The sequence below is a fragment of the Martelella mediterranea genome, assembly GCF_021021415.1.
In the GTDB taxonomy this organism is placed as follows: Bacteria; Pseudomonadota; Alphaproteobacteria; order Rhizobiales; family Rhizobiaceae; genus Martelella; species Martelella mediterranea_C.
This window is the reverse complement of record NZ_JAINWJ010000011.1, coordinates 158219-170149: the sequence shown is the minus strand read 5'-3', so window position 1 is coordinate 170149 and position 11931 is coordinate 158219. Positions and strand designations below refer to the sequence as shown.

At 63.4% G+C, this 11931-nt stretch carries 10 protein-coding genes; 1 reads left to right on the top strand and 9 read right to left on the bottom strand.

Going from position 1 to position 11931, the window contains the following annotated elements:
- Nucleotides 1-16: 16 nt before the first annotated feature.
- From K7H91_RS09580 to K7H91_RS09570, 3 genes are read right to left on the bottom strand one after another with little or no spacing between them, the layout of a single operon-like run.
- Nucleotides 17-1291, bottom strand: coding sequence for a TRAP transporter large permease (locus tag K7H91_RS09580; RefSeq protein ID WP_230720006.1), 1275 nt, complete (start codon nt 1289-1291; stop codon nt 17-19).
- Nucleotides 1288-1797 (bottom strand): TRAP transporter small permease, encoded by a 510-nt coding sequence (locus K7H91_RS09575; protein WP_230720005.1) that lies wholly within the window; start codon nt 1795-1797, stop codon nt 1288-1290. Before K7H91_RS09575 ends, K7H91_RS09580 begins: the two co-directional genes overlap by 4 nt.
- A 57-nt stretch (nt 1798-1854) precedes the next feature.
- Entirely contained in the window at nt 1855-2877 is a 1023-nt protein-coding gene (locus K7H91_RS09570; protein WP_230720004.1) for a TRAP transporter substrate-binding protein, read from the bottom strand.
- A gap of 110 nt (nt 2878-2987) precedes the next feature.
- Between K7H91_RS09570 and K7H91_RS09565 the strand changes: the two genes are divergently transcribed.
- Nucleotides 2988-3770 (top strand): FadR/GntR family transcriptional regulator, encoded by a 783-nt coding sequence (locus tag K7H91_RS09565; protein ID WP_230720003.1) that lies wholly within the window; start codon nt 2988-2990, stop codon nt 3768-3770.
- 107 nt (nt 3771-3877) lie between these two features.
- Here K7H91_RS09565 and K7H91_RS09560 read toward each other — a convergent pair whose 3' ends face one another.
- From K7H91_RS09560 to K7H91_RS09535, 6 genes are all read right to left on the bottom strand, one after another.
- On the bottom strand, nt 3878-5986 hold the full coding sequence (locus K7H91_RS09560) for a beta-galactosidase (protein WP_230720002.1): 2109 nt from the start codon (nt 5984-5986) through the stop codon (nt 3878-3880).
- 320 nt (nt 5987-6306) lie between these two features.
- Nucleotides 6307-7176, bottom strand: a complete 870-nt coding sequence (locus K7H91_RS09555) for a 2-hydroxy-3-oxopropionate reductase (protein WP_230720001.1) — start codon at nt 7174-7176, stop codon at nt 6307-6309.
- An 11-nt stretch (nt 7177-7187) separates the two neighbouring features.
- Nucleotides 7188-7964 carry a hydroxypyruvate isomerase gene (gene hyi / locus K7H91_RS09550; RefSeq protein ID WP_230720000.1) on the bottom strand — a complete coding sequence of 259 codons (777 nt, stop codon included), beginning with the start codon at nt 7962-7964 and terminating at the stop codon, nt 7188-7190.
- Nucleotides 7965-7975: 11 nt separating this feature from the next.
- Nucleotides 7976-9706: an ABC transporter ATP-binding protein gene (locus K7H91_RS09545; RefSeq protein ID WP_230719999.1), complete on the bottom strand. Its 1731-nt coding sequence runs from the start codon at nt 9704-9706 to the stop codon at nt 7976-7978.
- Nucleotides 9707-9722: 16 nt separating this feature from the next.
- The gene (locus tag K7H91_RS09540) at nt 9723-10922 is read right to left on the bottom strand and encodes an ABC transporter permease (protein ID WP_230719998.1); all 1200 of its coding nucleotides are present in this window, start codon (nt 10920-10922) and stop codon (nt 9723-9725) included.
- Complete coding sequence (locus tag K7H91_RS09535) at nt 10919-11908, bottom strand: ABC transporter permease (protein WP_230719997.1); 990 nt, start codon at nt 11906-11908, stop codon at nt 10919-10921. The genes K7H91_RS09540 and K7H91_RS09535 overlap by 4 nt, the downstream gene beginning before the upstream one ends.
- Between the last annotated feature and the right edge of the window lie 23 nt (nt 11909-11931).

Sequence of the window (11931 nt, the reverse complement as noted above, 5' to 3'; positions counted from 1 at the left end):
GAGGTGGCCTTCGGTATCAGGGATTGAGCTTTTCGGGGAGCCAGGTCGAGAACTCCGGCACCAGACATAGAAGCGCGACAGCGGCGAGTTCGGCAAGCAGGAACGGCATCAGCGCCCGCATCAGCGGATACATGCCGATGCGACCAACCCGCATGACGACGAACAGGACGACGCCGACCGGCGGCGTCACCAGGCCGATCGCGAGCGTGATCATCACCACCATGCTGGCCTGCACCGGATCGATGCCGAGCTCGCGTACCGCCGGCATCAGGAGCGGAACGAAGATCAGGATCGCCGCGCCGATATCGAGGAAGGTGCCTAGGATCAGCATCAGGAAGGCGACCGCGAACAGGAACAGCACCGGGCTGTCGGCAAACATCTCCGCAGCACTGCTGATCCACGAGGCGATGCCGAGCAGGTTCAGCGCATAGGACAGAATGCTGGACGCGGCGACCAGCAGATAGACGGAGGCCGAAATCCGCGCCGCCTTCATGATCGCGCGCCAGAGCCCGGCCATGTCGAGACCGCGGAACACGAACAGCGACAGGACCAGCGCATAGGCGACCGCGATGCCGCCGCCTTCGGTCGCGGTATAGGCGCCGACCACCATACCGCCGACGATGATCAGCGGCAGGGTGGCGACGGCCACGCCTTCCATGATCATGCGCGCCGCGCCGTCGCCGGTATGCGCCGGTCGCGGCATTGGGACGCGTTTGCGCAGCGCATCGATGAAGACGATCCCGACACAGGCGAGGCCGATCAGCAGGCCGGGGATCACGCCGGCGAGAAACAGGTTGATGACCGACTGGCCGGACACGGCCGCAATCAGGATCGCAAGGCCGGAGGGTGGGATGATCGGACCGATGATCGAGGAGGCGACGGTCACGGCTGCCGCATAGGGCCTGGTATAGCCCTCCTTCGGCATTTCGGAGATGAACACCCGGCCAAGGGCCGCGGCATCGGCGACCGCCGAGCCGGAAATACCGGAGAACAGAACCGAGGCGCCGATATTGGCATAGGCCGTGCCGCCGCGCAGCCATCTGGTCGCTTGCTGGGCGATCGAGATCAGCCGCGTGGTGATGCCGCCCTGATTCATGATCTCGGCAGCGAGAATGTAGAAGGGGACGGCGAGGAAGACGAAGCTGTCGACGCCGGTGAACATCCGGGTCGCCGCGATCGACAGCGGCACATCGGCGACCAGAATGCCGACGAGGCCGGCAAGGCCGATGGCGAAGGCGACGGGCACGCCGATGAACAGCAGGCCGAGACCCGTGAGCGCGACCCAGATCATGCCGAGCCTCCGGTGTCGGAAAGGTCGTCATGTTCGGGCTCGAAGCCAGCGACCCATGACAGGGCGATCTGCACCAGCATCAACGCCGCGCCGACCGGCAGCGCGAGATAGGGATAAATCATCGGAATGCCGGAGGCCGGCGCCACCTGGCTCGCATTTCTGAGCGCCTGCGGCCAGCTATAGACAAGAAGAACAACGCAGAAGATCGCGGCAATTGAATAGAGCGCGGACTTGACGAGCGGTGCGAAGCGGGGGCCGGCGAGGTGCTCCAGCGCCTCTATGCCCATATGTTCGGCGCGGAAAATGCAGGCGACCGAGCCCAGCATCATCAGCCAGATCATCAGGTAGCGCATATATTCTTCGGTCCAACTGAAGCCGGTGTTGAAAAGATAGCGTCCGCCGACCTGGGTCAGGTTCAGCGCGGTCACGACGATCATGATCAGCGTCGCGAGGATTTCGGTGGTCCGGGCGAGCGCCCGGGCGATCATCAAGGCAATTGCGCGCATTGGAAAACTCCATGACGCCATCCCTTTTCGGCAAGGGATGGCGCTTGTCCGGATGGATCAGTCGTAGAGTTTCACCTTTGCCTCTTCGACCGTGGCGAGCAACTCGTCGACAAGGGCGTCGCCCACCTTGGTGCGGATGAAGGCCTCGACCGGGGCCTGGGTGATTTCCTTGAAGGCCGCCTTTTCCTCCGGCGTCGAGACATGGATTTCCATGCCAAGCTCGTCCTTCAGCTTTTCGGAGAAGCGCCAGTCGCCTTCGGTCTTCTGCAGGTTTTCGGTCCAGGCCATCAGGTTCGCCGCATCGACGATAATCTGCTGGTTGGACGGCGATAGGCCGGAAAACCATTTTTCATCGGCGATGATCACATGCAGTCCGAAAACGTGTTCGTCGAGCGTGTAGTATTTCTGGACCTCGCCAAGGCCGCCGCCATAGACCACAGCCGGCGGGTTTTCCTGGCCGTCCACCACGCCCTGGCGCAGCGACATCAGCACTTCGGCCCCCGAGATCGGCGTCGCCGTGGCGCCGAGCGCGTTCACCAGCTCCATGAACACCGGGCTTTCCATGGTGCGGATCTTAAGACCGGACAGGTCTTCCGGATTGATGATCGGACGCACATTGTTGGTGAACGAGCGGAAGCCGTTCTGCGAGAAGGCGAGGGCGCGCATGCCGGTCTTGTCGAGAATGTCGTCACGCATGTTGTCGGCGAAATCGCTGTTCATCACCTGCCAGGCGATCGGCGCGCTTTCGAACAGATAGGGGATCGACCAGACCTGCATCGGCGGATAGAAGCCCGCCATGGCGCCATCGGCGGCAAAGGTCAGCTCGAGGCTACCCTGCTGCACCTGTTCCAGCATCTCGCGTTCGCCGCCGAGCTGGTTGTTCGGAAACAGGCGGACCTCGATCTCGCCATTGGTCTTGAACTCGACATATTCCTTGAAGCGCACCAGGGCGTTGTATTCCGGAAAATCGCCCTCGGCGATGCCGATGCCGAACTTGATGGTTTCGGCGGAAGCCGGAAGCGCGGCAAGCGCGCCCGTTGCCGCGACGCATGCCGTCGCAAGCCATTGTCTGATATTCATGATTTCCTCCCTCACACAGTCCCTTCGGGACTTGACGATGTCGGACACAGTCCGATTCAATGTCAGCGACGTGAGAGTGCCGTTTTCTAGATCAGATGTAAAGACCCAGCATGACAAAAACCAATCGCCGGGGCGCGCTCGCCTTTCCGAACGACCTCAACTCTTCGCTGCCGACCGGGGCGGCCAAGGAGGCGGTGACCGTGCTCGGCCGGCGTATTACCAATGACGTCTACCGCCCGGGCGAGATCATGCCGACCGAGCCGGAACTGGCGGTTTCGCTGAATGTCAGCCGCGCGACGATCCGGGATGCGATCAAGGTGCTTTCCGGCAAGGGGCTGGTGCGCACGGCGCGGCGCTACGGCACGCGGGTGCGACCGCTCGACGAGTGGAATCTGCTCGATTCCGACGTGGTGTCCTGGCACGAGCCCAGCCATCCGCGCATCGGGCGGATGTTCGCCGAGACAACGGAGCTGCGCTGCATCATCGAGCCGGCCGCCGCCGCACTTGCCGCCGAGCGCGCGACCGAAGCGCAGGTCACGCAGATCCTGGCAAGCGCCCATGCGATGCATCCCGGCGACGATGACCTGCAGGCGATGTTTTCCGCCGACTGCCTGTTCCACGCCACCGTGCTCGACGCCACCGGCAACATGATGATGCGGCAGATGCAGAATATCATCCTGACCATGTTGCGCATCTCCTACGAATTCGGCGTCCTGTTGGTGGATGGCGAGCCCGTCTCGCGCGAAGGTCATATCCTTGTCGCCGAGGCGATCCGCGACCGCAATGCGGCCGCCGCCCAAAAGGCGATGCAGACCATGCTGCAGTTCAATCGCCGCACCGCCATCGAATACTGGGCCCGTGCGGCGGCGGAGGTGGAAGACACCACGCCTTGATAGGAGTATCTGTTTCTGCTTCAGCCTGTACCGGGCGCCTTCGCGCCGGGGGAGCTCTCCTGAAAGCCCACACCGACGTGCTGCTTTCCTCCCTGGCGGACCAGCTTTCACGCCAGTCGTACGATCAGCAGATCACGTGGGGGCAGGGCGAAGCGGCCGTCTTTCAGGAAGGCGCCGTCGCCGGCCCAGTGGTTTTCGGCGCTGGTGAGGGGCTTGCCCTCGCCATCCGTCACCGTGCCGGTCTGCGCCTGTCGGGTGGCGTTGACCAGCCAGAGATAGCGGCCGTCCGCGCCTTCATGCAGGCGGACCTGCACCGCCGGGTTGGAGGTGACGGTGTGGGCTTTCTTGTCGGTGAAGGCGAAGCAGTGGGCGAAATAGCGCTTTCCCGCCTCCGACTGGTCGCGGTAATAGCCGACCGAGGGATGGGTGCCGACGAGCAGCGTGCGGCCCTTGCCGAACGCGTTCTCGACGATCGCGATCCGGCCATCGGAGAAACGCGCCAGTTCCCGGCCCTCCGTCACGGTGTAGGACTGCAGGAAGCCGCCGCCGGTGGTTGAAACGCCATCGAGCGTGAAGCGGATGCGGTCGCCGATATCCGGCATGAACTCCACCTCGTCCTCGCGGACGCCGAAGACGGCGTCGAGACCGTTGTTCGGCTGCACCGTGCCGACCTTGCCGCGATCGCCGAAATAGCCGGGGCAGGCTTCCGACACCAGCGTGCCCCCGGCCTTCACCCATTCGGCCAGTTTTGCGGCGTTCTCGCTTGTCAGCATGATGGGGTAGGGGAAGTAGAGCGCGTCATAGGCGTCGATATCCTCGATATGAACCCAGTCGGCCTGGATGCCGTTGTCGAAAAAGCCGCGATAAGCACCCCACATGGCCTCACTGTAGGTCTCGTAATTGCCCTCCCGGCTCAGGAGATAATCCCAGGCCTGGGCCTCCGGGGCGACGAGAATGCCGATCTCGCCCTTCACCGGCTTCGCCGCCAGAAGCGGTTTCTGCTCAGGGGCATTGGTCCATTTGGCGATCGTCGAGGCCATTTCGGAGCGCGGCGTGCGCGAACCATCCATGCCGTAAGAGCCGAAGGCGCCGAACAGCGGGCCGTCAAGCAGCGGGCGATAGCGCAGGTTCAGCATGCCGCGCGCGCCGCCGGCGAACGAGGTCAGCGACCACACCCGGATATCCTCGGGCTCGGGGACCCGACCATCCTCCTTGTCGCGCCCGACGACCTGCGGCTGCATCCACAACGGCCCGCCCTGCCGCTCGGCATGCCAGAACGGCTTGCCGCGCGCGGCGGCGCGGTTGAGGTCGGCGGCATAAAAGCTGCGCCAGGACTGGTTGCCCTTGCGCGCATGAACGAAGGTATAGCCGTAGACCTCGACCTTGGAGGCGGCGAGCCAGTCATCCGAGCCGCGCGCGGCCATATCGGGAATGGCACCTGCAACGCCATGGGCGGCGATCAGGCAATCGCTGTCGACGGCGCGGATCGTATCGATGCGGAATTGCATCTGGCCGTAGTAATTCTCGCGCTTGAAATCGAGCCAGTCGAGGCATTCCGGATAGGGCGCGATCTGGCGCGGCGGCTCGATATCGTCCCATTCGGCATAGGAGTAGCGATACCAGGCCTTCGCCAGCGTATCGAGATCGCCATACTTCTCCTGAAGCCAGACGCGGAAGGCGGCCTTGGTGTGCGGATTGTAGTCGACGGAGGGCGCATAATTGCACTCGTTCCAGATATCGTAGCCGAGAAGCCCCGGATGACCCTTGTAGCGCTCCGCAAGCGCTGTGAGGAAAGCGCCCGCCGCCTCTTTCACCTCCGGGCAGTTCATCGTCAGCGATCCCGCGCCGCCGCCGTTCGGCGCGAAACCGCCGGTCGCGGCCGACACGCCCATGATCGCCGGAAGCTCGCTGCCATCGGCGCGCATCTGCCGGGCATGGGCGAACTTGCGATAGGCCCAGTCCGGCACGGTATGGGTCAGTTCGGCAATGATGGTCTTGATGCCGTTTTCGGCGGCGAGGTCCATCTGCCGGTCATATTCCTCCCAGTCATAGAAGCCGGGCCGGCGCTCGATCGTGCTCCACATGAACCAGTGGCGGAACACGTTCAGCCCGTCCTCGGCGGCAACGCCGTAGTCGCGCTCCCAGTCTTCGCGCGGCGGGTTCGACTTGCGGAAATAGACCGCCCCGAACGGCGTCTGCATCGGTATTTTCGTCATGATGTCCTCATCATATTATCTCAAAAGGGTCGGCGGTTTTGACCTGCGCCTCCCCCCGACTTGCGTCATACAGATGTGACGCCGAACAGCGGCAGGCTTAACCGCATAGCCCCCCAACCCTCTCGCCCCGGAGGGGAGAGATGTCGCGAAAGCGACAGTGAGGGGGGAGACCATCTTCGCGATCGCCCTCGCGGACTGAAACGCTGCTTCACCCTCACTGCCCCTTTCGGGGCATCTCTCCCGCAGGCGGGAGAGAGTATTGGGAGCAAGCCGCAAGGCAGCATGCGATTACCCTGCGCCCAAGGGCGAAGATCGTTCGATCACAACCCCGCCAGCGCCTCCAGCGTCCGGATCAGCGCCGAATGGTCCTTGTCGCCGTCGCCGCGGGCGATCGCGGCGTTCATCAACTGCTCTGTCGCGGCCGCGTTCGGCAAAGCCAGGCCGAGGTCGCGGGCGGCGTTGACGGCGAGCGCCATGTCCTTGCGGTGCAGGCGGATGCGGAAGCCGGGGTCGAAGGTGCGCTCGATCATCCGCTCGCCATGGACCTTCATGATCGTCGAGCCGGCGAAGCCGCCCATCAGCGCCTCGCGCACCTTGGCCGGATCGGCCCCTGCCTTCTTTGCAAACAGCAGGCCTTCCGCCACCGCCTCGATCGTCAGCCCGACGATGATCTGGTTGGCGACCTTGGCAGTCTGGCCGTCACCGACCGGACCGACATGGGTGATGGTCTTACCCATTGCCTCGAACAAAGGCTTGCCGCGCTCGAAATCGGCATCCGAACCGCCGACCATGATCGTCAGCGCCGCGTTCTTGGCCCCGACCTCGCCGCCGGAGACCGGCGCGTCGAGATAGCCACAGCCCTTTGCCGCGACCCTTTCGGCGAAAGCCTTGGTCTCGACCGGCGAGATCGAGCTCATGTCGATGACCATCTTGCCTTCGGAAAGACCGTCAGCCACGCCGTTCTCACCGAACAGAACCGCGTCGACATCCGGCGTGTCGGGCACGATGGTGATGATGATCTCGGCGGCTTCCGCGACCGCCTTCGGCGTGTCGCAGGCTGTGGCACCCTTTTCGATCAGGAATTCCGAGACCGGCTTGACCCGGTTGACGAACAGGTCGTGGCCGGCGTCGATCAGGTGCGCCGCCATGGGACGGCCCATGAGGCCGAGGCCGATAAATCCGATTTTCATGTGATCACTCCTTAAAGCCAGGGCTTCATCCAGCCGAGGCCTTCGGTTGTGCCGGCCGAGGGCTTGTATTCGCAGCCGATGAAGCCGTCATAGCCTTCCGCGTCCAGCATATTGAAAAGATAGGGATAATTGATCTCGCCCGTGCCCGGCTCATGGCGGCCGGGATTGTCGGCGAGCTGCACATGGGCGATCTTTGCCTTGAGCCGCCGGTAGGTTTCGGCAAGGTCGCCCTGCATGATCTGGGTGTGGTAGATGTCATACTGGATGAACAGGTTTTCGGAGCCAACCGCCTCCAGAATGCGCTCGGCATGGTCCGTGGTCGAAACGAAGAAGCCCGGAATGTCGCGCAGGTTGATCGGCTCGAGCAGCAGCTTGACGCCGGCATCAGCGAGACGCGGCGCTGCATATTTCAGGTTTGCGACAAGCGTCTGCTCGAGCTTTTCGGCTGCAATACCCTTCGGCGCGATGCCGGCGAGGCAGTTGATCTTGGGGCAGCCGAGCGCCTTAGCGTAGGAAATCGCCGTGTCCACGCCCGCCTTGAACTCCTCCACCCGGTCCGGCAGGCAGCCGATGCCGCGCTCGCCGCCGGCCCAGTCACCGGCCGGCAGGTTGAACAGCGCCTGCTGCACATTGGCGGCCTTCAGCGCGGCGGCAACGTCCCCCTCCGGGAAATCATATGGGCCGACATATTCGACGGCCGGAAAGCCATCCTTTGCGGCTGCGGCGATCCGATCGAGAAACGGCAGGTCGGCGTAGAGAAACGAAAGATTGGCGGCAAATTTCGGCATTCGAAAACTCCTCAGGCGATGAATCTGGTTCGGTGCAGCATGCGCTTGTTGCGCGGGTCCGGGTTCGGCACCGCGGAAATCAGGCTTCTGGTGTAGTCTTCCTGCGGCGCCATGCAGATCTGCTCGGCGCTGCCGAGTTCCACCAGCCTGCCCCGATGCATCACCGCCACCCGGTCGCAGAAATAGCGGATCACCGAGATGTCGTGGGCGATGAAGATGTAGGAGAGGTCGAGGCGCTTCTGCAGGTCGAGCAGCAGGTCGAGGATCTGTGCCCGGATCGAAACGTCGAGCGCCGAGGTCGCCTCGTCGGCGATGATCACCTTCGGGTCGAGTGCCAACGCCCTTGCGATGCCGATGCGCTGCCGCTGGCCACCCGAAAACGCATGCGGATAGCGCTCCATCGCGGAACGGTCGAGGCCGACGAGTTCGAGCAGGTCGCCGACCTTCTGCTCGATCTCCCGGCCCGATAGCTTGCCCTGCACCACGAGCGGGTCCGCAACCACCTGCCGGACCGTCATGCGCGGATTGAGCGAGGCGAACGGGTCCTGAAACACGAGGCGGACCTGGCTGTGAAAATTGCGCAACCCCTGCTTGTCGAGCGTCGTCACCTCCGTCTCGGTCCCATCGCCGGGGCGGTAGACGACCGAGCCGGAGGTCGGGTCGAGGACGCGCAGGATCAGCCGGCCCATCGTGGTCTTGCCGGAGCCGCTCTCGCCGACGATGCCAAGGTTCTCGCCGCGTTTCAGGTCGAACGAGACGTCGTCCACGGCCTTCAGGATAAACCCCTTCTTTCCCGCATCGGCGCCAAACACCTTGGTGAGGTTGCGCACCGAAAGCACGACGTCGTCCTTCGCCGCCTCGCGGGTTTCGTCCGCGACGCGCGGCTTTTCCAGACGCACGGTCGAGGACAGGAGCTGGCGGGTATAGGGGTGCTTGGCGTTGTAGAAGATCTCGTCCACCGGCCCGCGCTCGACGATCACGCCGAAGCGCATCACCGCAACCTCGTCGGCAACTTCCGCGACCACGCCGAGATCGTGGGTGATCAGCAGCATGGCCATGCCGCGCTCGACCTGCAGGCGCTTGATCAGGTCGAGGATTTCAGCCTGCGTCGTCACGTCGAGCGCGGTGGTCGGTTCGTCGGCGATCAGGATATCGGGGTCGCAGGCAAGAGACATCGCGATCATGGCGCGCTGGCGCATGCCGCCGGAAAACTCGAAGGTGTAGCGGTCGATCATCGCCTCCGGGTTCGGGATTTCCACCTGCGACAGCAGGCTGATCGTTTCCGCCCGCGCTTCCGCCTTGCTCATGTTGCGGTGTAGCCGCAGCGCCTCGATGATCTGGTCGCCGATCGTATGGACCGGCGAGAGCGAGCTCATCGGCTCCTGAAAGATCAGTGAGATGCGGCCACCGCGGATCGCGCGGATTTCCTTGCCCTCATCCGGCAGCGCGTGAATATCGACGGGCTTGCCGTCAGTATCGAGCACGATCGTGCCGCTGGTGATCCTGGCCGCCTTGTCGACGATCTTCAGCAACGCCCGCGCGGTCACCGACTTGCCGGAGCCGCTCTCGCCGACCAGCGCCAGCGTCTTGCCGCGATGGAGATCGAAGGTGACGTCGCGCACGGCATGCAGGATGTGCTGGCGCAGGTGGAAATCGATGGAGAGGTTCTTCACCGATAGCACCGCATCGCCGAAGCCCGGATGATCGTGAACGATGGTCTCGGGTGTCATCACAGTCGTCATTGTCGTCATCTCCCCCTCAGCTATCATAGGGGTCGGCGGCATCGCGCAGGCCGTCGCCGAGGAAGTTGAAGGAAAGCACCGCGATCACCACCGCGCCGGCCGGCCAGATCAGCAGCCACGGGGCGGTCGAGATGGTGCGGATGTTCTGCGCATCCTGCAGCAGCACGCCCCACGAGACGACCGGCGGCTTCAGCCCGACGCCAAGGAAGGACAGCGCGGTTTCCGCCACGATCATGGTCGGCAGCGCCAGCGTGACGACCGCGAGGATATGGCTCGTCAGCGACGGCAGGATGTGGCGGAAGATGATCCGGCGCTCGTTCGAACCGTCGAGCCGCGCGGCCGTGACGAAATCGTCGCCCCTGAGCGCGAAGAAGCGTCCGCGCACCTCGCGGGCAAGCGAGGTCCAGCCGAGCAGAGACACGATCAGCGTGATCAGGAAATAGACCTTCAGCGGCGCGAGCGAGACCGGAATGGCGGCCGCAAGCCCAAGCCAGAGCGGGATGGTCGGCATCGCCGAGATGATCTCGATGATGCGCTGGATCAGAAGGTCCACCCAACCGCCGTAATAGCCCGACAGCGCGCCCATCACCACGCCAAGGATCAGGCTGATGCACACCCCGATCAGGCCGATCGACATCGATACACGGGTGCCGTAGATCACCCGGCTGAAGAGATCGCGGCCGAGCTTGTCGGCGCCGAGCAGGTAGAACGGGTCGTGCGCCTTCAAGGGTCCCACCAGATGCAGATCGGAGGGGAAAAGCCCCCACATCTTGTATTCCGGCCCGCGCACGAAAAAGCCGATCGGCACCACCTTGCTGTCATCGACGACGAAGGAGCGACGCAGCGAGGCCTGGTCCACGGTGACGCTGTAGCCCTTCACATGCAGCAGGAATTTCCTCTCGCCGTTCTCGTCCTCGACGAAGAAGGAAATCGTCTGCGGCGGGGCGTAGGAATATTGCGGCCGGGCCGCCTGCGCCAGGTTTGGCGCAAGAAACTCGGCGAAGATGCCGATCAGGTAGAGAGTCAGAATGACGATCCCGGCGACGATCGCGAGCCTGTCCTTGGCGAATTTGTGCCAGATCAGCGTCCACTGCCCGGCCGCCGCGTCGGTATCGCTGGTAACGCCCTTCTTCAGCGGCGTGATCGCGGGACGATCGAGCCCATGGTGGTGCGTCGGCTCATGCAGCGCGGTCTCCTGGAAAATGTTATCGCTCATTGGTCAAACCTTATCCGGGGATCGAGCATGGCGAGCAGGATGTCGGAAACCAGCATGCCGATCAGCGTGAGAACGCCCATCAGGAGAATGAAGGAGCCGGCGAGATACATGTCCTGCGAGATCAGCGCGCGCAGAAGCAGCGGTCCGGCGGTCGGCAGGTTGAGCACGATCGCGGTGATCGTGACGCCCGAGATCAGGTTGGGCAGCACCCAGCCGATCGCAGAGACGAAGGGATTGAGCGCGATCCGCACCGGATATTTGAGCAGCGCCTTGGTCGGATGCAGCCCCTTGGCCCGCGCGGTGATGTAATAGGGCTTGTTGAGCTCGTCCGTCAGGTTGGCGCGGAGAATCCGGATCAGCGAGGCGGTGCCCGCCGTGCCGATCACGACCACCGGGATCCACAGATGCGCCAGAAGGTCGACAAGCTTGCCCCAGGACCATTCCGCATGGGCGTATTCCGGCGAGAACAGACCGCCAACGCTCTGGCCCATCACCTTGTAGGAGAAATACATCAGCGTCAGCGCCAGGATGAAATTCGGGATCGCCAGGCCGAGAAAGCCGAAGAAGGTGAAGACATGGTCGCCGAGTGAATGGCGTTTGACCGCCGAATAGATGCCGATCGGCAGCGACACCGCCCAGACGAACAGAAGCGAGGCGACGGAGACGGCAAGCGTCGCGCCCATGCGCTCCCAGATCAGTTCGCTGACCGGCCGCTTCCACTCGAAGGACTGGCCAAAATCGCCATGCAGCAGAATGCCGGAAATCCATTTGTAGTACTGGACGTAGATCGGATCGTCGAAGCCGTAGATTTCCCTCAAGCGCGCGATTTCGGTTGGATCGAAGGCCTGGCCGCTGTCGCTCATCGAAGCGATCAGCGAGGTGACATAGTCGCCCGGGGGCAACTGGATGATGACAAAGGCGATGATGGAAATGCCGAACAGGGTCGGGATCATGTATATGATCCGCATGATGATATAGCGCAGCATCAGGGTCCTCCCGTCCTTACGGT